This is a genomic window from Falsirhodobacter sp. alg1, from assembly GCF_000739715.2.
Taxonomy (GTDB): domain Bacteria; phylum Pseudomonadota; class Alphaproteobacteria; order Rhodobacterales; family Rhodobacteraceae; genus Falsirhodobacter.
Window position 1 is genome coordinate 1 of the sequence record NZ_BBJC02000004.1, and the last position, 26,878, is coordinate 26,878.

A 26,878-nucleotide genomic window follows, 5' to 3' on the forward strand; every position below is an offset into this window, starting at 1 on the left:
TTGATGACTGCACCCGGGAATGCCTGTGCCTCGTCGCGGACACCAGCCTGTCAGGGGCGGCGTGTCGCCCGGGAACTCAGCTCCCTGATCCGGATTTACGGCAAGCCGGGTTGCATCGTCAGTGACAATGGCACCGAGTTCACCAGTCGGGCCATCCTCAAATGGGCCGACGAGAACGAGGTGCCGTGGCACTACATCGACCCAGGCAAGCCCCAGCAGAATGCCTTCGTCGAAAGCTTCAACGGCAGCCTGCGGGACGAGCTACTCAACGAAGAAATCTTCGACAGCTTGGACGACGCACGGCGAAAGCTGGCGCTCTGGCGCTACGACTACAACACGATCAGGCCACACTCGTCCCTGGCCAACCAGACGCCGCAGCAAGCGCGCCGGACGCTTGAGCAATTTGAGGGCTTCGCGCCCGGCGCGCTTGCGAAAGATGACCAAGCCGAATACCGAAATCCAAACTGCAGACTCTCGTTATGAATGAGGGACCAGTGGGGGGCAGGTCAGTATTCATCCAGTCATCATCCGGTGCGACAGCATCAGCACCATCGGTATCGTTTTCAGACATATGCTCTATCGCGAGCTGCGCAACCTGTACCTTATTTCTCGCTTTGCGAATTATGTTTGGCATGTAAATCTCGGCAGCAGCTTGCATGACCACTGGGTCTTGGAGCGCGTTCTCAGCAACACCCTTAGCTAAAATAGCAGCCACAGCAGATCTTCCTGCAGTTGTGTCGTCTATGGCCTGTGCTGGTCTTCTTAACCACGCTGTAGGAAGCAACGTCAGCCCACCGAGCAAACCACCTATTGCTTTCAAGAGGCCTGTACTAACTGGGGCAGGTAAGTTTTCAGCCATTTCACCAAGAACCGCCAAGCGGTCAACATCATTATCTTCCACAACCACCCCTATCTATCACTCGATCACTGTACTAAAGAGTAGTCATTCTATTGGCCACTCTTGAGCGCTCAACAAACCCTCCCTTGTGGCATAGCTGACAAACGGTCGATTTTCGGCAGCCAATAACCCCGTTCAAAACATAAGCAGTTGTTGAAGGTTTTCGGGCATCTCGCAACAGCGGACATCCATGGACCATGCAGTATCGGTTACATTGGACTCTTCGCGTCGATGCTGCGTCGATCGCTGACCGTCCGCTTTCGTCAAGGTGGCAAGCCTAAGAGGCAGACTGCCTGACAGAAGAGGCAGAACTATGTGTCAATGAACACCGGGTGGCAGGAGTCACAAAGTCCTGCCTCTCGGACGGGGGAAAATCGTTTGAGAACAGAAATGCGGAGGCTCGGCTCCGCAACGAGATTGCCTCTCTCGTCAGAAAGGTTTGCCTCTCACGGCCCGCGTGGCGTTCGTCAGCGCCCGAAGCTGCCGTTCACGCAGCGCGCGGCGAAGGCCCGGAGAGAGCCCTAAGCCGTCACTCGAGGGGAGCGTGTGTTGGCTTCCACATGGCGATCCGAGTTGTCATGTCTAGGAACGTTGCATGGCGATCAAGGATGGCCTGTAGGCTCGGCCCAATCCGACTTTCATGCATCTCTGCATAACCGAGCTTCCTATACCAAGGGGCGTTCCACCTCGGGATACGGAAGGTAGCTAAACATGTCCCCGAAACGCCAGCGGCATAAGCGTAGTCCTCTGCCCATCCAAGCAACCGCTGCCCGATGCCTTTGCCTGACATCCCGTCATCGACCATAAGGCTTGCAATGTAGAGCATGTCATCAAGCGGCTGCACGATGATATAGCCTGCTCGGCGTCCGGCGTGCTCGGCCACCATTGTAGTCCCGGTTCTGAAACGTTCGGGGTTAATCGCTGGAGCTGCCGCAAATTTTTCGTAGCCTTTCAGTGAAAGGTAGCGCCGATGCGCTGCACGCTCCAGTTGGCACAGGTCATCAATTTCGGCCTCGTCGTAGGATCGAAGAAGAGTGCGAGTATTGTTCATGGTCATGATCATTGCATGGCCAACGCCTTAGGCGTGGTCTTTCCCGGACCTAATCCACACACATGCAAAAGCACGCTGCGAGGCTAGATGGTGGAACAGGGCGGGTACTCATGATGGTGGTCGTCGCAGTCCAGACCTCGCGACGCCGGGCGGCGACTGATTTACCCGGCGCCGTTCATACCGAGGCCGTCATCATGGCCAAAAAGAGATGTTTTATCGCGACCCATCATGACCATCGCTTACCCGGGGAGCCGTATTTGGACAAGTGAAGCTTCTGTAACGAGCGGCAGGAAAGTCCGCACTGCCGACGCTCGCGTCAGCCGCAGGGAATGACCGCTTCGGCGTAGATCGCCCGATCAGAGGCAAATCCTCTGACGAGAAAGGCAGAACTATCTGGTGCTGTTCACCGGGATACTGGTCGGAGCGAGAGGATTCGAACCTCCGACCCCCTGCTCCCGAAGCAGGTGCGCTACCAGGCTGCGCTACGCTCCGACCGTGTGGCGGGGATTAAACCTTTCGATACAGCTTTGCAAGAGACGAGCTTTATCGTTTCTGCTGTTTTTGCCACCGCATCACAGGGCCGACCCGTGGCATGATCCCCTCTGGGCGCCAGCGGGATCGGGTGACGGGCATGGTGCCGTCGGTGCGATCTTCCCGCATGACGATATACAGACCCGACATGATGATGACGGCAGCCCCCAAAATGGTGTTCAGCTTCAAGGACTCGCCAAAGATCAGGAAGCCGAACAGTGCAGCCCAGATGATCTGGCTGTATTGCATCGGGGCCACGAGGACGGCCTCACCCGCGCGGTAGGCCACGATTGTCAGAAGCATTCCGCAAAAGGCCAGAACAGACATCAAGCCCAGCAGGCCCAAGTGTTCCACGGGCATGGGCTTGTACACGAAGGGCAGGATGCAGGCCATTGTCACAAAGTTGGCCATCATGGGGTAAAGGATCAGCACCACGCTGCGTTCGTCACGGCCAACCTTGCGGACGATGATCGATGCGAGAGAGCCGGAAATTGCCGATAGAAGCGCCGCCGCATGCCCCCATGTCAAAGGGGCACTGCCCGGTTGGATCACGATCATCACCCCGATCAGACCTGCCAGAATGGCGCTGCCGCGGTGCAGGCCCACCTTTTCCCCCAGCACCGGGATGGCCAGCAGGGTAATCAGCAGCGGGGTGGCAAACAGGATCGCATAGGTCTGGGCCAGTGGCAGCACGGTAAACGCGTAGAAGGCCGACAGCCCTGACACAACGGCCGCGACCGTGCGTGCAAGGCTCCACCACGGGTGGCGGGGGATCAGGTTTCCATCGGTCCGGTCACGCATCAGCATGACGGTTACCACCGGCATGCCCAGACAGACCGAAAAGAACACGATCTGGACAGGATTATAGGAACCACCAAGGAATTTCACGACCGTGTCGTGTGTAGAATAGATCAGGAACGCTAGCAGCGCCGACAATGCGGCGCGCAGGTTTGATTTGTCGGACATGAATGTGCGCTTTGTGGTACTGGCAATTACGTACTTATGGTGGCGCAACGGTTTTCGAATGCAACCCCCCGAGTGTCGGGGGATTGCAGCTTTCTGGATTATGCAGCCAGGGCCTTGAGAATGGCGTCGCCCATTTCCGATGTGCTGATCGGCGTGCCGCCTGCTTCGCCCATCAGGTCCGCCGTGCGGTGGCCGTCGGCCAGAACGGTTTCAACTGCGCGTTCCAGTTTGGTGGCGGCCTCACCCATATCGAAGGAATAGCGCAGGGCCATCGCAAAGCTCAGGATACAGGCGATGGGATTGGCCTTGCCCTGACCGGCAATGTCGGGGGCAGAGCCGTGAACGGGTTCATAGAGCGCCTTGGGTCGGCCATTTTCCATGGGGGCACCCAAGCTGGCGGATGGCAGCATACCGAGGCTGCCGGTCAGCATCGCGGCGGCATCCGACAGCAGGTCGCCGAACAGGTTGTCGGTGACGATCACATCGAACTGCTTTGGGTTGCGCACCAGCTGCATTGCCCCGTTGTCGGCATACATATGGCTGAGGGCCACATCGGGGTATTCGTTCTGATGGATCCAGGTGACCTCTTCACGCCACAATACGCCGGATTCCATGACGTTCGCCTTTTCCATGGAGCAGACGCGATTGCCGCGCCGGCGTGCCATCTCGAAGGCAGAGCGGGCAACGCGGCGGATCTCGTTGGTGGTGTAGCGTTGGGTGTTGATCCCGACGCGGCCGCCTTCGTTATCGGTCTGAATGCCGCGCGGTTCCCCAAAGTAGATGCCCGAGGTCAGTTCGCGCACGATCATGATATCAAGACCCGAAACGATCTCATGCTTCAGGCTGGAAAAATCTGCGAGGGCCTCGAAGCACTGCGCGGGGCGCAGATTGGCGTAAAGGTCCATTTCCTTGCGGATGCGCAGCAAGCCGGCTTCGGGGCGCAGGGCATATTCCACACCATCATACTTCGGCCCGCCAACGGCACCCAGCAGAACGGCGTCCACCGCCTGTGCCCGCTCCAGCGTGGCATCGGACAGAGGTACGCCGTGCACGTCATAGGAACAGCCACCGATCAGCCCTTCTTCCACATCGAAGGGGGTGCCTTTGGTGCCGAACCAGTCGATGATCTTGCGGACCTCGGCCATGACTTCGGGGCCGATACCGTCACCGGCGAGGATAAGAAGGGATGGGTTGGCCAAGGACGCCTCCTGATTTTACGTACAGCGTTGGCGTAGCGGCCCCGGCCCCAACGGTCAAGCGCGGGGCGTTGCGGCCTTGTGACGGGGCAATGCACACTCTACATTCCCAATTATGAAACGCTTTATCCCCTTCCTGTTGAACCGGCCCACGGTTCCCGTCATCCGCCTGCATGGGACCATCTCGGCCGGTGGGCGCGGGCTGTCGGACGCGGGCCTTGCTCCGATGATCGAACGTGCCTTTGCCAAAGGCAAACCCGTGGCCGTGGCGGTGGTCATCAATTCACCCGGCGGCTCGCCCGCGCAATCCAGCCTGATCGCCGCGCGTATCCGACGTCTGGCGGACGAAAAATCCCTGCGTGTGCATGTATTCGTCGAGGATGCCGCCGCTTCGGGCGGATACTGGCTGGCCTGCGCCGGGGATGACATCTGGGTGGACCAAAGCTCTTTGATCGGCTCCATCGGTGTCATCTTTTCCAGCTTCGGCTTTCCTGATTTCATGTCCCGCTACGGGATTGAGCGGCGCGTGCATACGGCCGGTAAATCCAAGAGCCTTGCCGATCCCTTCCTGCCGGAACGGCCCGAAGATGTGGCCCGCCTGAAAGCCATTCAGGCCCCGATCCATGAGGCATTCATCGCCCATGTGAAATCGCGGCGCGGTGCGCGTCTGGCGGATGCGGATCTGTTCAATGCCGATATCTGGGTGGGCCAGCAGGCTGTGGATCTGGGGCTGGCGGATGGGGTCGGCCATCTGGTTCCGAAGCTGAAGGAGCTCTACGGCAAGGATGTGCGGCTTGTGCCCCATGCCCCGAAGCGAGGTTTGCTGCAGCGCGTCGGGCTGCGGGCCGGAGAGGCGGCATTGTCCGCAATAGAAGAGCGGGCCTCATGGTCGCGTCTGGGGTTGTAGGATGTTGATAAAAGTCGCCGTACTCTTTCTCGCGGTCGTGGTTGTTCTGGGTTTCCTCGGACTTTTGCGCCGGAAACCCTGACCACTTGTCCCCCGTGTCACCCTACCGTCATGTAACAGGGGCTTTTGGCTTGAAAAACAAAGGTTTTCTGGGGTTAAAATTATATTTATGTTCAAGATCAACAACTTGAATAAGTGACTAAAAAATGGGCAAATCAACGAGATGCCCATAAAACAAGGGTGAATCGCATTTGGTCCAAGGTTGTGCCCAGTGTTATCCACAGAAACGGTGGATGCCTTTGCTCTTGCCCCTCATATGGGATCATTGCAGCCCGCGTCGGGAATCGCCAAGATGACAGAAACTGCCTCCCCTCCGGTACCTACGGGCCATGAAGTCATTCAGGCCTATCTGAAAACGCTTGATGGGTCGCCCGGTGTGTACCGGATGCTGGATGCGCAAAGTCAGGTGCTCTACGTCGGCAAGGCGCGGAACCTCCGGATGCGCGTTTCCAATTATGCGCGCCCGAGCGGGCATTCCGGGCGGATTGCGCGGATGATCCGCGATACGGCCTCGATGATGTTCCTGACCACGCGGACGGAAACCGAGGCGCTGCTGCTGGAGCAGAACCTCATCAAGCAACTGAAGCCGCGGTACAATGTGCTGTTGCGGGATGACAAATCCTTTCCCGACATCCTGATCGCCAAGGACCATCCGTTTCCGATGATCCGCAAGCATCGGGGCAAGCGTGGCAAGGAGGGTGCCTATTTCGGTCCGTTTGCCAGTGCGGGGGCGGTGAACCGGACTTTGACGCAGCTGCAGCGCGTGTTCCTGCTGCGTACCTGTTCCGATTCCGTTTTCGAAAGCCGGTCGCGCCCCTGCCTGCTGTACCAGATCAAGCGGTGTTCGGCCCCCTGTGTGGGAAAGGTCGATGCCGAGGAATACAACGGCCTGATCGCGGATGCGGAACAGTTTCTGAAGGGGCGCACCACACGTGTGCAGGCCGATCTTGCACGCGAAATGGCAGCGGCCTCCGATGCGATGGAATTCGAGCGTGCCGCAGCCCTGCGGGACCGGATCAAGGCGTTGACGCAGGTGCAGCAGGGGCAGTCCATCAACCCGCAGGGGGTGACCGAGGCCGATGTGATCGCGCTGCATGTCGAAGGCGGGCAGGCCTGCGTGCAGGTCTTTTTCATCCGGGCGAACCAGAGCTGGGGCAACCGCGATTTCTATCCCAAGACGGGGGCTGGGGCCGGAGAGGCCGAAATTCTGGAGGCCTTTCTGACCCAGTTCTATGACGACAAGGAGCCGGCCCGTCTGGTTCTGCTGTCTCACGAGTTGGAAAACCCGGATCTGGTGGCCGATATGCTGTCAGGGCGGGCAGGGCGCCGTGTTGCGGTGGGCGTGCCGCAACGTGGCGAGAAGGCGACGCTGGTGGAGAATGCCGCCCGCAATGCCCGCGAAAGCCTGGCGCGCCGCATGTCCGAGAGCGCCACGCAGATCCGGCTGCTGGAAGGCCTGGCCGAAGCCTTTGCGCTGGATGTGCCGCCGCGCCGCATAGAAGTTTACGACAACTCGCATATTCAGGGCACCAATGCCGTGGGCGGGATGATCGTGGCGGGGGCCGAGGGGTTCCTGAAAGGGCAATACCGCAAGTTCAACATCAAGGGAGAGGCGGGAGCCAACAGCGACGACTTCGGCATGATGCGCGAGGTGCTGACCCGCCGGTTCGAGCGTCTGCTGAAGGAGGACCCCGATCGTGAGACCGAGGCCTGGCCGGACCTGCTGCTGATCGACGGCGGCGCGGGGCAGGTCAGCGCCGTGCATGAGGTGATGGTCGGTTTGGGTGTCGAGGATATTGCCATGATCGGTGTGGCAAAGGGGATCGACCGGGATGCCGGGAAAGAGGAATTCCACCGCGTAGGCAAACCCGCATTTGCCTTGCGCCGCAATGATCCGGTTCTGTATTTTGTGCAGCGTCTGCGCGACGAGGCCCACCGTTGGGCTATTGGCGCGCATCGTGCCAAACGTGCCAAGGCGGTCAGCACCACCCCGCTGGACGAGGTGCCGGGCATCGGCGCCGCCCGCAAGCGCGCCCTTCTGGCGCATTTCGGGTCAGCCAAGGCCGTGGCGCGGGCCGGGATTAACGATTTGCAGGCTGTCGAGGGTATTTCGGCACAGATGGCCCAAAAACTGCACGATTTCTTTCACACGCAAAGCTGACTTGCCGTCCTTGTTATCTATCTAACACGACACGCCTCTTTCCATGATGGCCCGCCTTAGGATACGCCCAGAGTATGAATTGGAATCTGCCCAACATCCTGACCGTTCTGCGGTTGATTGCGGCGCCCGGCGTGGCGATCATGTTCTTGTATTTCCACCGCCCGTGGGCGGATTGGGCTGCGCTGACCCTTTTCGTAGGGGCGGCCGTCACCGATTGGTTCGATGGCTATCTTGCGCGGCTGTGGAAACAGGAAAGCAATTTCGGGCGGATGCTGGATCCCATTGCCGACAAGGCCATGGTCGTCATCGCCCTTGTGATCATCACCGGCTATTCCGGCATGAACCCCTGGCTGATCCTGCCGACGACCGTGATCCTGTTCAGGGAGGTGTTCGTCTCGGGGCTGCGGGAGTTTCTGGGGGCGCGGGCAGGTCTGCTGCGGGTGACCAAGCTGGCCAAGCTGAAAACCACCGCGCAGATGGTGGCCATAGCCGTGCTTTTTCTCGGGACCGGGCTGGAATATCTTGAAGGGCTGTCGCTTCAGGGGATGACGGCCGAAAGTTATGTGGCAGCGGTAGAGGCGGGCCTTGCCCAGCCCCTGCGCCCCTGCGGCTCCTTGGGCTGTGCCACCACGGCTACGCTGATCGGCCTGCTGCTGATCTGGATTGCCGCGATCCTGACGGCGATCACCGGAATCGATTATTTCATCAAGGCGCTGCCCTATTTGCGGGATGACAAATGATCGACATTCTCTATTTCGCATGGCTGCGTGAACGGATCGGCATCGGACGCGAGCGTCTGGAAACATCGGCGCCCACCGTCGCGGCCTTGATCGAGGAATTGCAGTCCCGGAGTGGGGGGCATGCCCTTGCCTTTGCCGATCTTTCGACCATCCGTGCCGCAGTCGATCAGGATCTGGTAGAGCTGGATGCGCCCCTCGGCAATGCCCGCGAAGTGGCGTTTTTCCCACCGATGACCGGGGGCTGACAATGCCTGTCCGTGTACAAACCGCAGCCTTTGATGCCGGTGCCGAATTGAACGGCTTTTCCAAAGGGCTGGCTGCGGGGGCGGTCGTCAGCTTTACGGGGATTGTCCGCGGCGGTGGCGGTATGACGGCAATGGAAATAGAACATTACCCCGGCATGACCGAACGCGCGCTGACCGCCATTGCCGAGGAGGCGTCACGCCGCTGGTCTCTGGAATGCGCCCTCGTCATCCATCGCTACGGACTGCTGGAGGTGGGAGAGACGATCATGATGGTGGCTACAGCAGCCCGGCACCGCGCCGAGGCGTTTCAGGCGGCCGATTTCCTGATGGATTACCTCAAATCCCGCGCGCCCTTCTGGAAAAAGGAAATTGGAGAGGCTGGCACGTCCTGGGTAGATGCAAAGGCCAGCGACGAAAAGGCGCTGGCCCGCTGGTAGATCAGGCCAATCCGTTGCGCCAGACATGCTGCAGATCCCCGGGCTGGGGTGTCGCCTCATAGACCGCACGCGCGATGGCGCGGGCCAGGGTAGAGGCCGCCGCATGCCCCAGAAGGAACAGATCCTCATCCGTCACGGGGCGTTGGCCGGTTGATACGCCAAAGACCAGATCTCCGTCAAACGGGGTATGGGATGGCACGATGGCCCGAGCAATCCCGTCCTGTGCCGCAATGGCGATCCGTTTCGCCTGCGCCTGTGTCAGCGCGGCATCGGTGGCTACGATGGCCAGCGTCGTCGCCTCTCCCTGCTGTTTGGTCAGCAGTGGCTCGTCTTCGGCCACCAGAACGGCCGGTAGGCCTACAGCCCCGAATTCGGCATCGATCTCCCATGGGGCGGCCCAGAACCGGCGGCTTTTTCCGGCAGTGACGGACCCGACGGCGTTCACGGCGACCAATGCGCCCACGGTGATCTTGTTGGAAAGCACCGCCGAGGCAGAGCCGAGCCCGCCTTTCCAGTAGGATGTGGTGGCGCCATAGCCCGCCCCGACGCTGCCCAGATCAAATGACGGCTTCGCGGCCTTCAGGGCGGCCCGGCCAAGTGCGGGGTAGGGGTTGGTGGTCCAGCCTTTGTCGCCGCCGTTCCGCAGATCGAACAGGATTGCACCTGGCACGATCGGCACACGGACGTCCCCTACGGCAAAGCCCCGTCCCATGGCCCGAAGTCCGTCGGCCACCCCGCCGCAGGCCCCCAGCCCGAAAGCCGATCCGCCTGACAGGACCAGCGCATCCACCGCCTGAACCATGTTGTGTGGGGCCAGCAGGTCCGTTTCCCGCGTGCCGGGGGCCCCACCCATGACGCTGACCGCCGCAACAAAGGGGGCGTCCGCCGTCAGGACCGTGGTGCCGGACCGGAGGCCCTTGTCATGGGCATGCCCGACGCGCAGCCCTGCAACATCGGTGATAAGGTTGCGTGGTCCTTGTTTCATTGGAACAATCCTAATGCCCATGGGGCCACAAACCCCGTTGCGATGGCGTTCAACCCCATACCCAAGCCAGCAAAGGCCCCGGCGATGGGATTGATCTGAAGTGCGCGCGCCGTTCCGACCCCGTGGGCCGCCACCCCGGTGGCAAAGCCATGCGCGCGCCAGTCGGTAATGCGCAGCAGCGTCATCAGGGGTGTGACGACAATCGCCCCCGTCACGCCTGTCACGATCACCATACCGGCGGTGAGCGTCGGAATGCCACCCAATGTCTGGGAAACGGCAATGGCCACCGGGGCGGTGGCGGATTTCGGGGCCAATGAGGCCAGAACCGTTCCATCCAGTCCGAACATATATGCAAAACCCACCGCAGTGACAGCAGCGGTGCAGGAGCCTGCGATCAGGGCGGCAGCCAAGGGCAACAGAGCGGCCCGCACATGATGCAGGTTGTCCCTGATAGGGAGGGCAAGGGCCACCGTTGCCGGCCCGAGCAGGAAGGTGATGATATGCGTGCCGTCGGCATAGGTCTGGTAATCCGTTCCCGTGGCCAGAAGGCTACCCATGACCATGAGAACCGTAATCAGGACCGGGTTGACCAGAGGGTGCCTGCCCGCCGCATTCGACAGCGTGGTGGCGACCATGTAGCAGCCCAGTGTCACGCAGATCCAGAAGGGTGCCGATCCGCCGACGGCTGCCCAGAGCGACGCCGCCATCATTCCACCCCGTGGTTGCCGGTCAGCCGGGCCGTAAGAACGAAGGCCCAGGCCCCTACGGCCAAGGCGGCCACGGTGGATGCGATCAGCGTCACGGCCAGAGCCAGCCCCTCTGTCCGCAGTTCTGCCAGATATCCTATGATGCCCGCACCGGCAGGTACGAACATGATCGACAGGTTTGCAAGGATAACGACAATCACCGCGCGGGTCATCTGGGCGAGGGCCGGAAACGCGACCAGCAATCCGAACATCAATACCATGCCCATCACGGCGCCCGGCACCGGCAGATGTAGCAAGCGGGCCAAAACCTCACCCATGGTCTGGCAGCCCAGCAGGATAAATATGGTCTGGATAATCATATAAACTCCGAATCGGGGGATCGTAGTCACCTGCGGGGCCAAGGAAAAGGCGGCAAACGCCCCCTTTTCAATATCGGGCGTGACTAACGTGCCGTTCCCTCATATGAGGGGCGCCCGATTGACTCGTGCCCATGGGCGCGGAACATGGCTGAAACAACGGAGTTGTGGCTTGCGGTTCACCCGTCTGCGCCTGAATGGCTTCAAGAGCTTTGTGGACCCAACCGACCTGGTCATCCAGGGGGGTCTGACGGGCGTGGTCGGTCCCAACGGCTGCGGAAAATCGAACCTGCTGGAGGCGCTGCGCTGGGTGATGGGGGAAAACCGCCCCACGGCCATGCGGGGCGGCGGGATGGAGGATGTGATCTTTGCCGGCACCGCCAGTCGCGGGGCGCGCAACTTTGCCGAGGTGGCGCTGGTCATCGACAACGAAGACCGTCTGGCCCCCGCGGGGTTCAACGATCAGGACCAGATAGAGATCATCCGGCGGATCACCCGGGATGCAGGCTCTGCCTATAAGGCCAATACCCGCGATGTGCGGGCGCGCGACGTGCAGATGCTGTTTGCCGATGCCTCAACCGGGGCGCACAGTCCGGCCCTTGTCCGGCAGGGCCAGATCTCGGAGCTGATCAACGCAAAGCCGAAGGCCCGCCGCCGCATTCTGGAGGAGGCTGCGGGAATTTCCGGTCTCTATGCCCGCCGTCACGATGCCGAATTGCGCCTGAATGCGACCGAGGCCAATCTGGCCCGTGTGGCGGATGTGGTGGATGGGCTGGCAGCACAGATGGCGTCCTTGGCGCGGCAGGTGCGGCAAGCCCAGAAGTACCGGGAGATCGGTGCAGCGCTGCGACGCGCCGAAGGGGCCCTGTTGTGGCGCCGCTGGTCCGAGGCCGAAGCCGCCCATGGGGCGGCTGCCGCCGATCTGCGTGCCCGTATCACTGCGGCAACCGAAGGGGATCGTGCCGCAGTGGCCGCTGCGGATGCGCGCGAGGCTGCCGATGCTGCCCTGCCTCCGCTGCGCGATGAAGACATCATTGCCTCGGCTCTGTTGCAGCGCATGATAGCCGAACGTGCCACGCTAGAAGATCGCGAACGCAGGGCACGTACCGCCATCGACAGCCTGCGTCAGCGGATCGAGCAGCTGGTACATGATGCGGAGCGTGAAGGGGCCCTGAACCGGGACGCCAGCGACAGTCTGGAGCGTCTGGAGGCAGAGGCCGAAGAGCTTGCCATTGCCCATGACGGGCATGATGCCGCCCTTGCCGAGGCTGCCGATGCCGCACGTGAAGCCGCCTCCGGGCTGGCAGAGCGTGAAGAGGAACAGACCGAACAGGCAGAGGATGTGGCCCGCCTGTCGGCACGCCATCAATCCGCCCAGCGCCTGCTGGCCGATACACGCAACGCGATGGTTCGCGCGGAAACCGAGGCTGCGCGGGCGCAGGCGGATGCCGATGCCGCCCGTGCGGCACAGGATGCCGCCGCCGCCGCCTATGCCCTGTCCGAGGAAAATCTTGCCGAGGCGCGTGAGCGGACCGAGGCCGCAGAAGAGGTTCTGGCCGCTGCCGAGGATGCGTATGGCGACGCGCAAAGGCATGAGGCATCCGCCCGTGCCGTCCGCTCGGCCGCGGACTCCGAAGCCAGCGCCTTGGGAGCCGAAGTTGCAGCGCTGGGCCGGCTGGTGAACCGCGACCGTTCGGACGGACAGCAGATACTGGACCGTTTGCGCGTGGCCGCAGGCTATGAGGCTGCGCTGGGCGCGGCGCTTGCTGATGATTTGCGGGCCGAAGAGGGGGATGGCCCTTCGGGGTGGCGTTCCTTGCCGGACTATCCGGCGCCGGATCTGCCGGATGGGGCCGCACCCCTGGCGGTGCATGTGGATGGACCTGCGGTTCTGGCGCGTCGCCTAGGTCGCACCGGGATCGTGCCGCGAGACAGGGGCGCCACATTACAGGCAGGTTTGCGCCCCGGCCAGCGTATTGTCAGCATCGAGGGCGATTTGTGGCGTTGGGACGGGTTCTGTGCGGGGGCAGAGGATGCGCCGTCCGCCGCAGCCCTGCGGCTGGCGCAGATCAACAAGCTGGAATGTCTGCGTGCCGATCTGGAGGTCGCCGAGGCGAACGCCGCCACTGCCCGTGCTGCCCATGAAGCAGCGCAGCAGGTACTGGCGAATGCGGCCCGTGCCGATCAGGATGCGCGGGAGGCCCGGCGCGCCGCAGATAGCGCTGTTGCCGAGGCCAGCCGCGCAGCCTCCCGTGCCGAGGCCGATCGTTCCATCATGGCGGGGCGGCTTGAAACCGCACAGATGGCCATGTCCCGCCATGCCGATGAGGCGCAATCCGCCCGCAGCCGTCTGGCCGAGGCCGAGGCGCAAATCGCGGCATTGCCGGATCTTGAGGCGGCGCGGGCCCTGATCGAAGAAGGTCGCATCGGCGTGGAAGGGGCGCGCATCGTCCTGATGTCCCGACGGTCTGCGCATGATGAATTGCGGCGGGAGGGGGAGGCCCGCGCCCGTCGACAGGAGGTGGTGGCACGCGAAGCGGCAAGCTGGCGCATCAGGCTGGAAACCGCAGGGCGCCGCGCTGCGGAGCTTGCCGAACGCCGGGCCGCTGCCGAAGCCGATCTGGAAGAGGCATTGGCTCTGCCCGAGGAAATTGCGATTGCCCGCGAAGATCTGACCCATAGCATTGAAGAGGCGGAAATGCGGGCTGCGGCGGCACGCTCTGCCTTGGCTGCGGGGGATGCTGTGGCCCGTGCCGCGCAGGATGCCGAACGCGACGCCGCGCGCCACGCAGGCGAAGCGCGGGAGGCCCGTGCCCGTGCCGAGGCATTGGAAGAAGCTGCTGCAACCGCCCGTAATGCCGCCGCCGCCCGCATCCATGAGGATACGGACAAGACCCCTGCCGCATTGTTGGCCACGCTGGATGATCCGAAGACCCTGCCTGATTCCGCAACACTGGAATCAGATGTGGCGCGGCTGAAGCATCAACGTGAAAGCCTGGGCGCAGTGAATCTGCGTGCCGAAGAGGATGCGAAGGCGATCAATGAGGAGCACGGCACCCTTGCTGCCGAAAAGGCGGATCTGGAAGAGGCAATAAAGACCCTGCGTGCCGGTATCGCCAGCCTGAACCGTGAGGGGCGGGAACGTTTGCTGGCAGCCTATGAAGAGGTGAACGCCAGTTTTGCCACATTGTTCAGCCATTTGTTCGGGGGGGGCGAGGCGCGGCTGGTCATGGTCGAATCCGATGATCCGCTGGATGCCGGTCTGGAGATACTGTGCCAGCCGCCGGGTAAACGCCTGTCCACCCTGTCCCTTCTGTCGGGGGGGGAGCAGACGTTGACGGCCATGGCCCTGATCTTTGCGGTATTTCTGGCCAACCCTGCGCCGATCTGCGTTCTGGACGAGGTGGACGCGCCGCTGGATGATGCCAACGTTACCCGGTTCTGTGATCTGCTGGACGAGATGACCCGCCGGACCGACACGCGGTTCCTGATCATCACCCACCATGCGGTGACGATGTCGCGCATGGACCGGTTGTTCGGAGTCACGATGGTAGAGCAGGGTGTCAGTCAGCTGGTCAGCGTGGATCTGAAAAAGGCCGAGGCGCTGATCGCCTAGAGCTTCACGATCAGATCTCCGAGGTGCACATCGCCATCCTCCTCTACCGAGCAGAGGATTCCGCGCAGGCGCAATTCGGGGTGGCCGGGGGCGGTGATCCAGTCCTTGGCATCCTTGCCGTAACGGACCTTCCATTTGACACAGGCATCATTGAATTCGCCTGAGACGCGCAATACCGCGGTGCCGACACGGATCAGACTGCCGGTGGGCAGGTTCGCCAGCGATGTATCAAGGTCGGCGATGATCGGATCCCCCGGATGGGGAACGCTGTGGTCCGTCCAGACAAGATCCAGCACCCGTTTGGGCAGGATCGAAACCTGGATGGCGGGGTGGGGGGACCCGTCGGGCAGGCGCATCCACGGTCGCGTCAGCCAGCGTTCACCGGGGATGCCCTCGGCGCGCGTCAGGCGCAGATGATCCCGGAAATCACGCTCTCCGGTCGCTGGACGAAAGCACAGCATGGTGACCGGAGTATTGTCCTTGGGGGCCGCAAGAACATGCGGCAGGGCGGCATTCAGCGCATCGGTGGTTATCATGGAAAGGTCCGTATCCTGTCGGCAAGGGCCAGATCCGCCTCGATCAGCAGGCCTGCCGATTTCAGGCGGGCGCGAATATCGGGGTCGGGATTCTGGATGGTTTTATAGAAGGCTTCGATCTCGTCATCGGTTGCTTCGGCCAGAAAGCCGGAAAGCACGGGGTTGGACAGATAGGCCCCTTTTTCCTGACGGAAGGCCAGACGACTGTGCCATTCCGCCGGATCTTCGGCGTGGAAGTGAAGAAGGGGCATGTCATCGGCAAAGGAGATGCCCGTTATACGCTCACCATGCACGAATCCGCCATGCAGACGAGGCTCCATGCCATCGACCCCGGTGCGGAAAAAGGCCTTGCCCACGGAATGGCTCAAGGATCCGTTGGGCAACGCCTCGGCAAAATCACCGAAGGCCCATGTGCGATCGTCCGCATCCCGTATCGGCGCGCGAAAGTGGCGGGCCGTGTAGATATCCGGCGGGGAAACGCTATCGTGAAGGGCCTCCCACGGGCGCATCCGCAGCAGGATTTCGGTGCATCCGTCCAGTTGTTCCGTAATGGGGCGGCTGGGAAGAATGAATTCATCAACGTCGATATGTGCGATCCACGGCAGGGATGTCATGGCATAAACCCGCTGCATGTTCCGCGATTGGCGGTTCTGGTGGCGGGCAGGGCGATGGCGGCCCCAATATGCCGCATCACAGGAAATGGCCGTCACCCGGTCAAGGCCGCTCAGGGCGGCCAGGGCCGGGTCTTCGGGATCGTCCAGATGCAGCCATATATGGGCCGCGCCAAGCGAAAGATGATGCACCAAAAACGCCTTCAGCTTGGGCAGGGGGGCCTTGGCTGTCGTACAGATGCCCCATTCGGCCATTTAATGCTCTCCGCGTAAATTCGCAGGAACCTTAGCAGTCCCGTTCAGGTTGCACCAATATCTATTCGGTGACGGAAAAAACGTCATGCGAAGTTTGCAATTTACGGACAGAATGGATCTGTCGAACATGATTCTAGGGGGCTTCTCATGCTGGAATTTCTGACCGATGATCTGCGTGACGGGTTGCGTGCAGCCAGCCAGCGCAAACGCCGCCGCGCGTCGCGCATGCATGTCGTGCTGGATGACGCGGCTTTTCCGGTTCTGCGTTTGTGGGAAACCGGAATGGCCGTGGAGGCGTCGCGCCTGACGCATCTGCGGGGGCTCGTCGACATCTATGACGGCCCGCATCATGTCGGCCGCTGCCTGATCGTGGCGTCGTCACTGGAAGACGGCGAATTGCTCTGTGAGTTCAAGACATTCCAGACCGTCGGTGATCGTGCGCCCGTGGATTTTGAGCGGAGCGGGCCAGAAATCTCGGGATATCTGACCCACGCCTGATCATTATTGAAGATCGGCGAATACACTGCGAAGGCGCGCGCAGGCATCCATGATCTGCGCGCGTGTCATCGCGATGTTGAACCGCATGAAGGGCTCTCCCCCTGCGCCGAACGTTGCCCCGTAGTTTGTGGCAATTCCTGCCTGATGTTCTACCCGTGTCCGCATTTCATCGGCACTCATGCCGGTGCCTGAAAAATCGACCCAAGCCAGATAGGTTCCTTCCAGCGGCATGGAGACCAGCCCGGGGATCTCGGCGATAGTCGCATCGAAAATCCGGCGGTTCTCATCCAGGTAGGCCATCAGGGCATCGACCCATTCTGCCCCTTCGGGGGAATAGGCCGCGGTGGCCATGCGCACACCAAAGCTGTTGGGCGAAATTCCAAGTGCAAGAATGCGGGCCGCGAATTTCGCGCGCAGAGCTTCATCGGGAATGATGACATTGCCACTGTGGCAGCCTGCAATGTTGAACGTCTTGGTTGTCGCGGTCATCATGACCAGACGGTCCATGATGCCCGGAGCGGCCAGCGTCATCGGGATATGCTTTTGGCCCGGGTACACCAGATCATGGTGGATCTCGTCCGACACAAGGATCAGGTCATGGCGCACGCAGAAATCGGCAATGGCTTGCAGTTCATCCTTTGACCAGACGCGTCCGCCGGGGTTGTGGGGCGAACAGAGAACCATCAACCGCTCGGTCCCCGTCATCTGGGTGTCCCATTTGGCGATGTCGAATTCGTAACGGCCATTCACCAAGGCCAGTTCACATTCCACGATCCGCCGGCCGGATGCACGGGCAACCTTGGCAAAGCCGTGATAGGCCGGGGTCATCAGGACGACGCCCTGATCCGGTGTCGTGAAGGTATCGATGCACATTGCGGTGCCATTGACGAGGCCGTGGGTGGTGAAGATGGCCTCGGGGGCGACGTCCCATCCATGGCGGTTCTTCATCCACCAGCAGATGGCCTGCAGATAGGCACGATCATCCCCGAAATATCCGTAGATGCCGTGATCGGCCATTTTCTGGATTTCGTTCTGCACGCAGGCCGGTGGCCGGAATTCCATGTCCGCCACCCACATCGGCAAGCCTTTGCCCTGCGGGACGTTGTAAATCTTTTCCATCATGTCCCATTTCTGTGAATGGGTGTCCGTGCGGTCGATCTGTTCGTCGAATGTCATGCCCGTCTCCTGTCGCATCGGGGGAACCCTAGCGGCGGTTTTCCGAGAGGGGAAGGTATGCGGGAAGGATTGCACCAGACAGGCGCATGGCCTAAATCATCCGGTATGATACGCCCGATCCTGATACATCCCGATCCGCGCCTGAAAAAGGTTTGCCCCGCCGTGCCAGAGGTTACGGAGGATATCCGCAATCTGGCGCGTGACATGCTGGAGACGATGTACGATGCGCCGGGGGTCGGCCTGGCAGCCCCGCAGATCGGCGTCATGCTGCGTGTACTGGTCATGGATTGCACCAAGGATGCCGAGGCTGCGCCCCGTCCGATGGTTCTGATCAACCCTTCCATCATCGGCGCGTCCGAAGAGCAGAGCGTGTATGAGGAAGGCTGTCTTTCAATTCCCGAGCAATATGCCGAGGTGTCGCGCCCGGCCCGTGTGCGCGTGCGCTGGACGGATCTGGACGGCCAGACAGTCGAGGATGATTTCGAGGATCTGTGGGCGACCTGCGTCCAGCACGAGATCGACCATCTGGACGGCAAGCTGTTCATCGACCATCTGGGCGCGTTGAAGCGGCAGATGATTACCCGCCGCATGGAAAAGCTGAAGCGTGAACGGGCGCGGGACAAGGCATGATCCGCCCCTTCATTCCGTGGCCCGACCAGCGGCTGCGCCGCGTTGCCGAGCCCGTGGCCGAGGTGACGGATGAAATCCGCGCCCTTTGGGCCGATATGGTTGAAACGATGGATGCGATGCCCGGTTACGGGCTGGCCGCACCGCAGATCGGCGTGATGCGGCGTGTCGCCGTGGTCGATTGTTCCGAAGTGCGGGGACAGGCTGTTTTGCTGGCCAATCCCGAGGTTCTGCACGCCTCCATCCATATGCGCGAGCATGACGAGGCCAGTCCGAACCTGCCGGGGGTTCATGCGACGATTTCCCGCCCGCGGGCGGTGACCGTACGCTTTCTGAATGCCGAAGGGCAAAGCGAGGATCGTGATTTCGTGGGCCTGTGGGCAACATCGGTCCAGCATCAGATAGACCACCTGAACGGCAAGATGTTCTTTGACCGGCTGTCCCCGTTGAAACGGCGGATGCTGGTTGCGCGGGCGCAGAAAACGGCACGGCGGTAAGGGAGAGGCGGGCATGGACGTAATCTTTATGGGCACGCCCGCATTTTCTGTTCCGGCGCTGGAAGCATTGCACGCCGAACACCGTATTGTCTGCGTTTATACCCAGCCTCCGCGTCCGGCGGGGCGTGGCAAGAAAGAGCGTCCGACACCCGTTCATGCCCGTGCGCTGGAACTGGGATTGCAGGTTCGCCATCCGCGCAGCCTGAAGGACGCCGGCGAACAGGCCGAATTTGCGGCACTGGGCGCCGATGTGGCGGTGGTTGTAGCCTATGGCCTGATCCTGCCGCAGGCGGTGCTTGATGCGCCAAGAATGGGGTGCCTGAATATCCACGCCTCTTTGTTGCCGCGCTGGCGCGGGGCTGCGCCGATCCATCGTGCAATTCTGGCGGGGGATGCGGAAACAGGCATTTGCATCATGCAAATGGAGGCGGGGCTGGACACCGGACCCGTTATCCTGCGGGAGGCGCTGCCGATCGGCCCTACGGATACGACTGCCGATCTGCATGACAGGCTGGCCGCCATGGGGGCGCGCATGATCGGGCAGGCCATCGCAGCCCCGCAGACGCCCGTCACCCAATCCGACGCGGATGTGACCTATGCCGCCAAGATCGACAAGTCCGAAGCCCGGATTGACTGGACGCGCCCCGCAACCGAGGTAGACCGCCAGATCCGTGCCCTTTCGCCATTTCCCGGCACGTGGTGCGAAGCTAGGGGGGAGCGTCTGAAACTCCTTGCCAGCCAGCTTGCCGATGGAGAGGGAGAACCGGGGCAGGTCCTGCATGATCTGACCATCGCCTGCGGTACGGGCGCGGTTCAGGTAATGCTTGCGCAGCGCGAGGGCAAACGGCCAATGACGCCCGATGAGCTGCTGCGGGGAATGACATTCCCGAAACGTCTGGACTGACAGACGAAAAACCCGTTACGTGCTGGTCTATCAGGGTCTTTTCCTTTCGGGGAAAGGACGCGGACTTATAATAACAGCTGGCGATCAACCGGGCACGGGTTCGGATGCGCGGGCTTCTGAGCGGGGAGGATATATGTCGAAGGTTGATGTCGAGGCCCATGGCGTGCCGGATGCGGGGGAGCCCCCCACATCGGGCCGCTGGAAATTGATCGGGCCAGGAATTGTCGCGGCGGCCACGGGTGTGGGCGCAGGCGATCTGGTGGCGACCCTGATCGCGGGGTCGCTGTTCGGCTATGCACTTTTGTGGGCGGCGGTTGTTGGCTGTATCGTGAAAATCTCGCTGGCCGAAGGGTCTGCGCGGTACCACCTTGCCACGGGAACGACCATTCTGGATGGGTGGAAATCGCTTGGCCGCTGGACCAGCTGGTATTTCGGGATCTACATCCTGATCTGGGGCTTCGTCTATGGCGCCACTGCCATGAGCGCGACCGCCTTGCCATTGGCGGCGCTGTTCCCGTTCCTGCCGCTTTGGGCCTGGGCCGTTATCTCGGGGCTTGCAGGGGCCGCATTCGTTCTGGCCAACCAGTACGAGATCTTCGAGGCGGTCATGAAGTTCCTGATTGGCCTGATGTTCATCATCGTGGTCGGCGTGGCAATTCTTGTGGCCCCGGATATGGGCAATGCGCTGACGGGCATGATCCCCACCATTCCCGAGGGGTCGACGATCTATACCCTTGGTCTGATCGGGGGGGTCGGCGGAACGATCACCATGGCCTCCTATGGTTACTGGGTGAATGCCAAAGGCTGGCGGTCTACCAAGTGGATGGGCATCATGCGGCTGGACAACCGCGTGTCCTATGCCATCACCGGCATTTTCGTGATCGCGATGTTGGTTATCGGGGCAGAGATGCTTTACACGGCGCAAATCACGCTGTCTTCCGGTGATCGTGGCCTTCTGGATCTGGATGAAGTTCTGACCGAACGGTTCGGCTCGCTTGTATCCACCCTGTTCCTGATCGGGTTCTGTGCGACCTCCATCTCATCGATGCTGGGCGTATGGCATGGCGTTTCGATGCTGTTCGCGGATTTTTGGCGCAACCATGTGAAGAACCAGACCGCGGATACCCGTGAAGGTCTGGATAAGACCCCGGCCTTCCGCTTTTTCGTTTNCTGGCTGACGATTCCGCCTATGGCGCTTCTAGCCTTTGGCCGGCCGTTCGCGCTTGTGGTTCTCTACGGGGCGCTCGGGGCATTCTTCATGCCGTTCCTCGCCCTGACCCTGATCTGGATGCTGAACTCCAAGCGTCTGCCGAAGGAATGGCGTAGCAGCTGGGTTTCGAACGGGCTGCTGGGGGTTGCCGCTGCCCTGTTCATCATCCTTTGCATCAACGAGCTTTGGAAGCTGATCAGCTGAACGTTCAAGGCCCGCCCTAACCGGCGGGCCTTGTCTTGAAGGGGGCCATGCCTTCGCGCGCCAGTTCATCGGCACGTTCGTTTTCGGCGTGGCCCGCATGGCCCTTGATCCAGCGCCATTCGACCTTGTGACGGGCCTGTGCCCCGTCCAGCCTCTGCCATAGATCGGCGTTCTTGACGGGTTTGCGATCGGCTGTTTTCCAGCCGTTGCGCTTCCAGCCGTGGATCCATGTGGTCACGCCGTTTTTGACATAGGCCGAATCGGTAACGATGATCAGGGTGGATGGCCGGCTCAGCGCTTCCAGCGCAGAAATCGCTGCCAGAAGTTCCATCCGGTTGTTGGTGGTATGCGCCTCCCCGCCGTTCAGGGTGCGCTGTTTGATGACGGTTTCACCGTCCTTGGCAAGCATGAGAACGCCCCAGCCGCCCGGGCCGGGATTTCCACTGCAAGCACCATCGGTATAAGCATAAAGTTCTGGCATGGTGGCGGGCTATCCTAGGGATGCACGCCACACAAGTGCCTTAGCGGCGGCGTGCCGTGCTGCGTACAGGTGCAGGTTGCGGGCGCATTGCGATAGCAAGGCCGGCCAGAACAGTCATCGTCACGATCGAAGTAATCATTCGTTAAACTCCCCACTCGAAGCCAGCGTTTCACCCTGTCGCACAAATGTCAAATAGTGTCTTGGACAGGCTCTCTCAATACGCGGGGAACCTTGAATTCCACACGCTCCTGTGCGGTTTCGACAATTTCCACAGTTGTATCGAAGCGGGCGCGAAAGGCGTCGATCACCTCGTTTACCAGGATTTCGGGGGCACTCGCCCCCGCGGTGATTCCGATGCTGCGGATGCCGTCCAGCGCACGCCAATCGATATCATCTGCCCGTTGTACCAGCTGGGCATAGGCGCAACCCGAAGCACGCCCCACTTCTACCAGGCGACGGGAGTTCGAGGAATTGGGCGCACCGATCACCAGCAATGCATCGATCTTGTCGGCAATGGCCTTGACCGACATCTGCCGGTTGGTGGTGGCATAGCAGATGTCTTCCTTGTGCGGCCCCACGATCGCGGGAAAGCGCTGCTGCAGCGCCAGCACGATCCCTGCGGTATCATCTACCGACAGCGTGGTCTGTGTGATGAACGCCAGACGCTGCGGATCACGCACCTGCAGATGTGCCACATCCTCGGGGGTTTCGACCAGCAGGACCTCTCCCTCGGGGAGCTGGCCCATGGTTCCGATGGTTTCAGGATGGCCTGCATGGCCGATCATCACCATCTGGAGGCCATCCTGATGATGGCGTTCGGCCTCGATATGGACCTTTGAGACCAGCGGGCATGTGGCATCGACATACACCATCTCGCGCCGGGCTGCCTCGGCTGGAACTGCCTTCGGGACGCCATGCGCCGAAAAGATGACAGGCCGGTCATCGGGCACATCATCCAGTTCCTCGACGAAGATCGCCCCCTGTTCCCGCAGGGCATCCACGACATATTTGTTGTGGACGATCTCATGCCGGACATAGACGGGGGAACCCCATTTCTGCAGGGCCAGCTCCACGATCTTGATCGCGCGATCAACGCCGGCGCAAAATCCGCGCGGAGCGGCGAGGTAAAGGTTCAGCGGGGGCAGGGACATGCGACTTGCCTTCTTCAGGATCATGCAAGAGGTAAGGTCTGGGGGGCGCGAGGTCCAGCCCCCGACAGGAGAGGCAGGCGATGGAACGCATGTTTGTAGCGCTTGGAAGCAACCAGCCGTTGGGGGATGCCGGCCCCGATGCGGTGCTGCAGGCGGGAATTGGTGCCATGACGGCAGAGGGAATCACCCTGATCGCTGTCAGCCCGTTCTATCAGACACCCGCGTTTCCCGCAGGCTCCGGCCCTGATTACATCAATGCGGTTGCGGAAATTGGCTGGCCGGGTGCGCCGCAGGATCTGCTGGCCGCGTTGCACCGGATAGAACGGGGTGCCGCGCGGATACGCGCCCGAAGGTGGGGGCCGCGCACATTGGACCTGGACCTGCTGGCAGTTGGTGATCAGGTGGTGCCGTCGGTCCCGGAATGGCGGCGTTGGCACGGCCTGGCCCCCGATCTGCAGATGTCCGTGGCCCCGGAATGCCTGGTGCTACCGCATCCGCGGTTGCAGGATCGCAGCTTCGTTCTGGTGCCATGGGCCGATGTGGCCCCCGACTGGTGCCATCCGGTCCTGAAGCTGACCGTGGCGCAGATGCGCGACGCGCTTCCGGCAGGGGATGTTGCGGGCGTAGCCCTTGCCAAGCCTGTGCGAAGCGCGTAAGAGGGCCGTTCCGTGTTCCCCACCCGAGGAGTGTCCCATGGCCCGCGTAACGGTCGAAGATTGCGTTGACAAGGTTCCGAACCGGTTCGAGCTGGTGCTGCTTGCTGCGCACCGCGCACGTGAGATTGCGACAGGGTCGCCGCTGACGGTAGACCGTGACAATGACAAGAATCCCGTTGTTTCGCTGCGCGAGATCGCTGACGAAACACAGGCAGCCGACGCGCTGCGTGAACGGATGATCGAAGGGTACCAGACCCAGATCGAAGTTGACGAGCCGGAAGAAGACAAGATGGCTGCACTGATGGGCGGCGAAGCCGACCGTCCTGCACAAGACGATATGTCCGAAGAAAAACTGCTGCGTGCCCTTATGGAAGCGCAAGGTCAGAACTGATTGGCGGCAAGGCGGGAATGATCGATCTTGACGACCTTCTTGCCCTTGTTCGCAATTACAATCCGCGAACCAATGCAGACCTGATCTCGCGCGCCTATGCCTATGGCGCGCAGATGCATGAAGGACAGATGCGCCAGTCGGGGGAGCCGTATTTCACGCACCCCGTGGCCGTTGCCGCGATCCTGACAGAGCAGCAGCTGGACGATGCAACCATCGTCACCGCACTGCTGCATGATACGATCGAGGATACCAAATCCACCTTTCTTGAGGTGGAGCGCCTGTTTTCTACCGAGATTGCCGAGCTGGTGGATGGTGTCACCAAGCTGACCAATCTGGAGCTTTCGTCCGCCCAGTCCAAGCAGGCCGATAACTTCCGCAAGCTGTTCATGGCGATGTCGCGCGATTTGCGTGTCATTCTGGTGAAGCTTGCCGACCGTCTGCACAATATGCGCACGATCAAGTCGATGCGCCCGGAAAAGCAGGCGCAAAAAGCGCGCGAGACCATGGAGATCTTTGCCCCCCTTGCCGGTCGTATGGGGATGCAGTGGATGCGTGAGGAGCTGGAGGATCTGGCCTTTCGCGTCATAAATCCCGAAGCGCGCAATTCGATCATCCGGCGCTTTATCACGCTGCAGCGTGAAGCGGGCGATATGGTTCACAACATCACGGCCGATATCCGGGGTGAGCTGGACAAGACCGATATCGATGCAACTGTTTATGGTCGTGCGAAAAAGCCCTATAGCATCTGGCGCAAGATGCAGGAGAAGAACCTCAGCTTCTCGCGCCTGTCGGACATCTACGGCTTTCGCGTGATCTGCGAGACCGAGGCCGATTGCTATCGCATTCTGGGTGTCATCCATCATCGCTGGCGGGCAGTTCCGGGCCGGTTCAAGGATTACATCAGCCAGCCCAAGCAGAACGGCTATCGCTCCATTCACACCACGGTTGCGGGCCGCGACGGCAAGCGCGTGGAGGTGCAGATCCGGACCCGCCAGATGAACGAGGTCGCCGAAGCCGGCGTTGCCGCGCATTGGGCCTATCGTGAGGGGCAGCGGGTCAAGAACCCCTTTGCCGTCGATCCGCAAAAGTGGATCGCGAGCCTGACCGAGCGTCTGGATGATGAGGATCACGTCGCCTTCATGGAGACGGTGAAGCTGGAGATGTACACCGATCAGGTGTTCTGCTTCACCCCGAAAGGGGATGTCATTCAGCTTGCCAAAGGGGCGACACCGCTGGATTTCGCCTTTGCCATCCACACGCGCATCGGCAATTCCTGTGTCTCGGCCAAGGTGGACGGGATCCGCGTGCCTCTGTGGACCCGCCTGCGCAATGGCCAGTCGGTGGAGATCATCACCGCCGAAGGGCAGCGCCCGCAGGCAAGCTGGATCGATATCGTGACCACGGGACGCGCCAAAAGCGCGATCCGGCGATCCTTGCGTGAAGACGACCGCAGCCGCTTTGTACGTCTGGGGCAGGAACTGGTGCGTGCGACCTTCGATCAGGTTGGCCGCAAGATGACCGACAAGGCCCTTCGGACCGCTGCAAGGATGCTGGCCACCGCCGATGAGGTAGAGCTTCTGTCGCGAATCGGTGCTGCCGAGTTGCCGGCCCGCCGGGTCATCGAGGTGCTGTATCCCGAGGTTGCGCCGCATGGTGCCGAAGATGTGATGCAGCGGCCGGTCGTCGGGCTGGCGCTGGACCAGTCGTTCCGCCGGGCACAATGCTGCCAGCCGCTTCCGGGGGAACGGATCGTCGGCATTTCCTATCGTGGGCTGGGTGTCGTGATCCATACGATCGATTGCCCCGCGCTGGAAGAGTTCGAGGATCAGTCCCAGAGGTGGGTCGATCTGCATTGGGAACCGGGTCGCCATGCGCCGGTCAACAATGCCTCTCTTGATCTGACCATCGCCAATGATGCAGGCGTTCTGGGGCGGGTCTGTTCGCTGATCGGCGAACAGAAGGCCAATATCATCGATCTGACCCTGATGGACCGCAAGCCGGATTTCTATCGTTTGCTGGTGGACATCGACATCCGTGACGTAGAGCATCTGCATCTCGTGATGACGGCCCTTGAAGCCGAGAGCCAAGTGGCGCAAATCGCCCGTGTGCGGGATCTGACCCGCAAGCCGTGAAAGGGCGCGTCCCATGGTATTCAGACGGCGCAAGCCAAGGACGCTCACCGAATGGGGGCGGGAGCTTGTGTATCCCAAGGGCGGTTTCCGGCGTGCGATCCAATATGTGATGCACAGGATGCGTCGCCTGCCGGACGAGCCGGAGCGTGTGGCCCGCGGGTTCGCGGCGGGTGTCTTCATCAGTTTTACGCCGTTCTTCGGTTTCCACCTTATGGGGTCCCTGGTTCTGGCATGGGTGATGCGGGGCAATTTCCTTGCAGCGCTTCTGGGAACATTCGTCGGCAATCCGCTGACCACACCCATCGTCGCCATCACATCCGTCGGTTTGGGTCATTGGTTGCTGGGAATGCCCGGTGCGCTGGATCTGCGAGAGATTGGCGATGCATTTGCGAACGCCGGTACGCAGCTGTGGTTCAATGCCTGTGCGCTGTTCACCCCCGATGTCATGCACTGGAACCGCCTGCGGGAGTTTTTCTGGGAAATCTATTTCCCCTATATGATCGGCGGCCTGTTTCCGGGAATCGTTGTCAGCGGGATCTTCTATTATCTGACGTTGCCCCTGGTCAGGGCATATCAGAAATTACGGGCGGCCAAAGCCGAAGAGCGCGTTCAGAAGCGTCGCGCCCATGCCTCATCTCGGGACATCGGTCAGGATTAGTGCCGTTTTGCTTGTGTGATCGGTCCGTGACGCCT

Annotated in this window: 26 protein-coding genes, 1 tRNA gene and 1 pseudogene; 16 read left to right on the plus strand and 12 right to left on the minus strand. The window is 61.3% G+C overall.

Features of this window, described 5'->3' with window-relative positions; genetic code table 11:
- A pseudogene (locus tag TR36_RS08320) lies at positions 1 to 483 on the plus strand (integrase core domain-containing protein); the annotation flags it as partial.
- Between the two features lie 944 nt (positions 484 to 1,427).
- On the opposite strand, the gene TR36_RS08325 reads toward TR36_RS08320, so the two are convergent.
- From TR36_RS08325 to leuB, 4 genes are all read right to left on the minus strand, one after another.
- Complete coding sequence (locus TR36_RS08325) at positions 1,428 to 1,949, minus strand: GNAT family N-acetyltransferase (protein WP_211783562.1); 522 nt, start codon at positions 1,947 to 1,949, stop codon at positions 1,428 to 1,430.
- Between the two features lie 415 nt (positions 1,950 to 2,364).
- Positions 2,365 to 2,441 (minus strand) — tRNA-Pro (locus TR36_RS08330).
- A gap of 51 nt (positions 2,442 to 2,492) precedes the next feature.
- The gene (locus tag TR36_RS08335) at positions 2,493 to 3,446 is read right to left on the minus strand and encodes a DMT family transporter (protein ID WP_062763014.1); all 954 of its coding nucleotides are present in this window, start codon (positions 3,444 to 3,446) and stop codon (positions 2,493 to 2,495) included.
- A gap of 98 nt (positions 3,447 to 3,544) precedes the next feature.
- Entirely contained in the window at positions 3,545 to 4,645 is a 1,101-nt protein-coding gene (gene leuB, locus TR36_RS08340) for a 3-isopropylmalate dehydrogenase (RefSeq protein ID WP_045391924.1), read from the minus strand.
- 112 nt (positions 4,646 to 4,757) lie between these two features.
- On the opposite strand from leuB, the gene TR36_RS08345 reads away from it, so the two are divergent.
- From TR36_RS08345 to TR36_RS08365, 5 genes are all read left to right on the plus strand, one after another.
- Complete coding sequence (locus TR36_RS08345; protein WP_045391922.1) at positions 4,758 to 5,549, plus strand: S49 family peptidase; 792 nt, start codon at positions 4,758 to 4,760, stop codon at positions 5,547 to 5,549.
- Positions 5,550 to 5,901: 352 nt separating this feature from the next.
- Positions 5,902 to 7,770, plus strand: a complete 1,869-nt coding sequence (uvrC, locus tag TR36_RS08350) for an excinuclease ABC subunit UvrC (RefSeq protein WP_045392073.1) — start codon at positions 5,902 to 5,904, stop codon at positions 7,768 to 7,770.
- A 74-nt stretch (positions 7,771 to 7,844) separates the two neighbouring features.
- Positions 7,845 to 8,510 carry a CDP-diacylglycerol--glycerol-3-phosphate 3-phosphatidyltransferase gene (gene pgsA, locus TR36_RS08355; protein ID WP_045391920.1) on the plus strand — a complete coding sequence of 222 codons (666 nt, stop codon included), beginning with the start codon at positions 7,845 to 7,847 and terminating at the stop codon, positions 8,508 to 8,510.
- Positions 8,507 to 8,755 (plus strand): molybdopterin converting factor subunit 1, encoded by a 249-nt coding sequence (gene moaD, locus TR36_RS08360; RefSeq protein WP_045391917.1) that lies wholly within the window; start codon positions 8,507 to 8,509, stop codon positions 8,753 to 8,755. Before pgsA ends, moaD begins: the two co-directional genes overlap by 4 nt.
- Before the next feature lie 2 nt (positions 8,756 to 8,757).
- A complete protein-coding gene (locus TR36_RS08365) occupies positions 8,758 to 9,192 on the plus strand; it encodes a molybdenum cofactor biosynthesis protein MoaE (RefSeq protein ID WP_045391914.1) in 435 nt (144 codons plus the stop codon).
- Position 9,193: 1 nt separating this feature from the next.
- On the opposite strand, the gene TR36_RS08370 is transcribed toward TR36_RS08365, so the two are convergent.
- Genes TR36_RS08370 through TR36_RS08380 form a run of 3 tightly spaced genes read right to left on the minus strand, consistent with a single transcriptional unit; the run spans position 9,194 to position 11,243 of the window.
- Positions 9,194 to 10,177 (minus strand): P1 family peptidase, encoded by a 984-nt coding sequence (locus TR36_RS08370; RefSeq protein ID WP_045391912.1) that lies wholly within the window; start codon positions 10,175 to 10,177, stop codon positions 9,194 to 9,196.
- Positions 10,174 to 10,884 (minus strand): LrgB family protein, encoded by a 711-nt coding sequence (locus tag TR36_RS08375; RefSeq protein ID WP_202814395.1) that lies wholly within the window; start codon positions 10,882 to 10,884, stop codon positions 10,174 to 10,176. Before TR36_RS08375 ends, TR36_RS08370 begins: the two co-directional genes overlap by 4 nt.
- Positions 10,884 to 11,243 carry a CidA/LrgA family protein gene (locus TR36_RS08380; protein WP_237763543.1) on the minus strand — a complete coding sequence of 120 codons (360 nt, stop codon included), beginning with the start codon at positions 11,241 to 11,243 and terminating at the stop codon, positions 10,884 to 10,886. The genes TR36_RS08375 and TR36_RS08380 overlap by 1 nt, the downstream gene beginning before the upstream one ends.
- A 169-nt stretch (positions 11,244 to 11,412) precedes the next feature.
- Between TR36_RS08380 and TR36_RS08385 the strand changes: the two genes are divergently transcribed.
- Entirely contained in the window at positions 11,413 to 14,856 is a 3,444-nt protein-coding gene (locus TR36_RS08385; protein WP_062763018.1) for a chromosome segregation SMC family protein, read from the plus strand.
- Here the strand turns inward: TR36_RS08385 and TR36_RS08390 are convergent.
- Positions 14,853 to 15,392, minus strand: coding sequence for a hypothetical protein (locus TR36_RS08390; protein WP_062763020.1), 540 nt, complete (start codon positions 15,390 to 15,392; stop codon positions 14,853 to 14,855). The two genes, TR36_RS08385 and TR36_RS08390, sit on opposite strands and share 4 nt — an antisense overlap.
- Positions 15,389 to 16,258: a glycosyltransferase family 2 protein gene (locus tag TR36_RS08395; RefSeq protein WP_045391903.1), complete on the minus strand. Its 870-nt coding sequence runs from the start codon at positions 16,256 to 16,258 to the stop codon at positions 15,389 to 15,391. Before TR36_RS08395 ends, TR36_RS08390 begins: the two co-directional genes overlap by 4 nt.
- A 147-nt stretch (positions 16,259 to 16,405) precedes the next feature.
- Here TR36_RS08395 and TR36_RS08400 point away from each other — a divergent pair, with 147 nt between their 5' ends.
- Positions 16,406 to 16,756, plus strand: coding sequence for a hypothetical protein (locus tag TR36_RS08400; protein WP_045391900.1), 351 nt, complete (start codon positions 16,406 to 16,408; stop codon positions 16,754 to 16,756).
- 3 nt (positions 16,757 to 16,759) lie between these two features.
- Here the strand turns inward: TR36_RS08400 and TR36_RS08405 are convergent, their stop codons facing one another.
- Complete coding sequence (locus tag TR36_RS08405) at positions 16,760 to 17,932, minus strand: MalY/PatB family protein (RefSeq protein ID WP_045391897.1); 1,173 nt, start codon at positions 17,930 to 17,932, stop codon at positions 16,760 to 16,762.
- A gap of 105 nt (positions 17,933 to 18,037) precedes the next feature.
- Between TR36_RS08405 and def (TR36_RS08410) the strand changes: the two genes are divergently transcribed.
- The 4 genes from def (TR36_RS08410) (at position 18,038) to TR36_RS08425 (ending at position 21,374) form a co-directional block, all read left to right on the plus strand.
- Complete coding sequence (def, locus tag TR36_RS08410) at positions 18,038 to 18,562, plus strand: peptide deformylase (RefSeq protein WP_062763153.1); 525 nt, start codon at positions 18,038 to 18,040, stop codon at positions 18,560 to 18,562.
- Positions 18,559 to 19,056, plus strand: coding sequence for a peptide deformylase (gene def, locus TR36_RS08415; RefSeq protein WP_045391894.1), 498 nt, complete (start codon positions 18,559 to 18,561; stop codon positions 19,054 to 19,056). Before def (TR36_RS08410) ends, def (TR36_RS08415) begins: the two co-directional genes overlap by 4 nt.
- Before the next feature lie 13 nt (positions 19,057 to 19,069).
- Positions 19,070 to 19,960 (plus strand): methionyl-tRNA formyltransferase, encoded by an 891-nt coding sequence (gene fmt / locus TR36_RS08420; protein WP_045391891.1) that lies wholly within the window; start codon positions 19,070 to 19,072, stop codon positions 19,958 to 19,960.
- Positions 19,961 to 20,093: 133 nt separating this feature from the next.
- A complete protein-coding gene (locus tag TR36_RS08425) occupies positions 20,094 to 21,374 on the plus strand; it encodes an Nramp family divalent metal transporter (protein ID WP_062763022.1) in 1,281 nt (426 codons plus the stop codon).
- A gap of 16 nt (positions 21,375 to 21,390) precedes the next feature.
- Here TR36_RS08425 and rnhA read toward each other — a convergent pair whose 3' ends face one another.
- Both rnhA and ispH read right to left on the minus strand, forming a co-directional pair.
- Entirely contained in the window at positions 21,391 to 21,855 is a 465-nt protein-coding gene (gene rnhA, locus TR36_RS08430; protein ID WP_045391888.1) for a ribonuclease HI, read from the minus strand.
- A 188-nt stretch (positions 21,856 to 22,043) separates the two neighbouring features.
- On the minus strand, positions 22,044 to 23,006 hold the full coding sequence (gene ispH / locus TR36_RS08435; protein ID WP_045391885.1) for a 4-hydroxy-3-methylbut-2-enyl diphosphate reductase: 963 nt from the start codon (positions 23,004 to 23,006) through the stop codon (positions 22,044 to 22,046).
- 80 nt (positions 23,007 to 23,086) lie between these two features.
- Between ispH and folK the strand changes: the two genes are divergently transcribed.
- The 4 genes from folK to TR36_RS08455 are packed head-to-tail and all read left to right on the plus strand — an operon-like array spanning position 23,087 to position 26,843.
- A complete protein-coding gene (gene folK / locus TR36_RS08440) occupies positions 23,087 to 23,662 on the plus strand; it encodes a 2-amino-4-hydroxy-6-hydroxymethyldihydropteridine diphosphokinase (protein WP_045391882.1) in 576 nt (191 codons plus the stop codon).
- A 37-nt stretch (positions 23,663 to 23,699) separates the two neighbouring features.
- Positions 23,700 to 24,053, plus strand: a complete 354-nt coding sequence (rpoZ, locus tag TR36_RS08445) for a DNA-directed RNA polymerase subunit omega (protein WP_045391879.1) — start codon at positions 23,700 to 23,702, stop codon at positions 24,051 to 24,053.
- Between the two features lie 17 nt (positions 24,054 to 24,070).
- Positions 24,071 to 26,185 carry a bifunctional (p)ppGpp synthetase/guanosine-3',5'-bis(diphosphate) 3'-pyrophosphohydrolase gene (locus tag TR36_RS08450; RefSeq protein WP_045391877.1) on the plus strand — a complete coding sequence of 705 codons (2,115 nt, stop codon included), beginning with the start codon at positions 24,071 to 24,073 and terminating at the stop codon, positions 26,183 to 26,185.
- A gap of 13 nt (positions 26,186 to 26,198) precedes the next feature.
- The gene (locus tag TR36_RS08455) at positions 26,199 to 26,843 is read left to right on the plus strand and encodes a DUF2062 domain-containing protein (protein WP_045391874.1); all 645 of its coding nucleotides are present in this window, start codon (positions 26,199 to 26,201) and stop codon (positions 26,841 to 26,843) included.
- The last annotated feature ends 35 nt before the right edge of the window (positions 26,844 to 26,878 follow it).

Bases quoted from the DNA above. Each gene is read 5' to 3' on its own strand.
- TR36_RS08325 (WP_211783562.1), bottom strand. From the start codon at position 1,949: ATGAACAATACTCGCACTCTTCTTCGATCCTACGACGAGGCCGAAATT.
- TR36_RS08335 (WP_062763014.1), bottom strand. From the start codon at position 3,446: ATGTCCGACAAATCAAACCTGCGCGCCGCATTGTCGGCGCTGCTAGCG.
- TR36_RS08345 (WP_045391922.1), top strand. From the start codon at position 4,758: ATGAAACGCTTTATCCCCTTCCTGTTGAACCGGCCCACGGTTCCCGTC.
- uvrC (WP_045392073.1), top strand. From the start codon at position 5,902: ATGACAGAAACTGCCTCCCCTCCGGTACCTACGGGCCATGAAGTCATT.
- pgsA (WP_045391920.1), top strand. From the start codon at position 7,845: ATGAATTGGAATCTGCCCAACATCCTGACCGTTCTGCGGTTGATTGCG.
- moaD (WP_045391917.1), top strand. From the start codon at position 8,507: ATGATCGACATTCTCTATTTCGCATGGCTGCGTGAACGGATCGGCATC.
- TR36_RS08365 (WP_045391914.1), top strand. From the start codon at position 8,758: ATGCCTGTCCGTGTACAAACCGCAGCCTTTGATGCCGGTGCCGAATTG.
- TR36_RS08370 (WP_045391912.1), bottom strand. From the start codon at position 10,177: ATGAAACAAGGACCACGCAACCTTATCACCGATGTTGCAGGGCTGCGC.
- TR36_RS08375 (WP_202814395.1), bottom strand. From the start codon at position 10,884: ATGGCGGCGTCGCTCTGGGCAGCCGTCGGCGGATCGGCACCCTTCTGG.
- TR36_RS08380 (WP_237763543.1), bottom strand. From the start codon at position 11,243: ATGATTATCCAGACCATATTTATCCTGCTGGGCTGCCAGACCATGGGT.
- TR36_RS08390 (WP_062763020.1), bottom strand. From the start codon at position 15,392: ATGATAACCACCGATGCGCTGAATGCCGCCCTGCCGCATGTTCTTGCG.
- TR36_RS08395 (WP_045391903.1), bottom strand. From the start codon at position 16,258: ATGGCCGAATGGGGCATCTGTACGACAGCCAAGGCCCCCCTGCCCAAG.
- TR36_RS08400 (WP_045391900.1), top strand. From the start codon at position 16,406: ATGCTGGAATTTCTGACCGATGATCTGCGTGACGGGTTGCGTGCAGCC.
- TR36_RS08405 (WP_045391897.1), bottom strand. From the start codon at position 17,932: ATGACATTCGACGAACAGATCGACCGCACGGACACCCATTCACAGAAA.
- def (WP_062763153.1), top strand. From the start codon at position 18,038: ATGATACGCCCGATCCTGATACATCCCGATCCGCGCCTGAAAAAGGTT.
- def (WP_045391894.1), top strand. From the start codon at position 18,559: ATGATCCGCCCCTTCATTCCGTGGCCCGACCAGCGGCTGCGCCGCGTT.
- fmt (WP_045391891.1), top strand. From the start codon at position 19,070: ATGGACGTAATCTTTATGGGCACGCCCGCATTTTCTGTTCCGGCGCTG.
- rnhA (WP_045391888.1), bottom strand. From the start codon at position 21,855: ATGCCAGAACTTTATGCTTATACCGATGGTGCTTGCAGTGGAAATCCC.
- ispH (WP_045391885.1), bottom strand. From the start codon at position 23,006: ATGTCCCTGCCCCCGCTGAACCTTTACCTCGCCGCTCCGCGCGGATTT.
- folK (WP_045391882.1), top strand. From the start codon at position 23,087: ATGGAACGCATGTTTGTAGCGCTTGGAAGCAACCAGCCGTTGGGGGAT.
- rpoZ (WP_045391879.1), top strand. From the start codon at position 23,700: ATGGCCCGCGTAACGGTCGAAGATTGCGTTGACAAGGTTCCGAACCGG.
- TR36_RS08450 (WP_045391877.1), top strand. From the start codon at position 24,071: ATGATCGATCTTGACGACCTTCTTGCCCTTGTTCGCAATTACAATCCG.
- TR36_RS08455 (WP_045391874.1), top strand. From the start codon at position 26,199: ATGGTATTCAGACGGCGCAAGCCAAGGACGCTCACCGAATGGGGGCGG.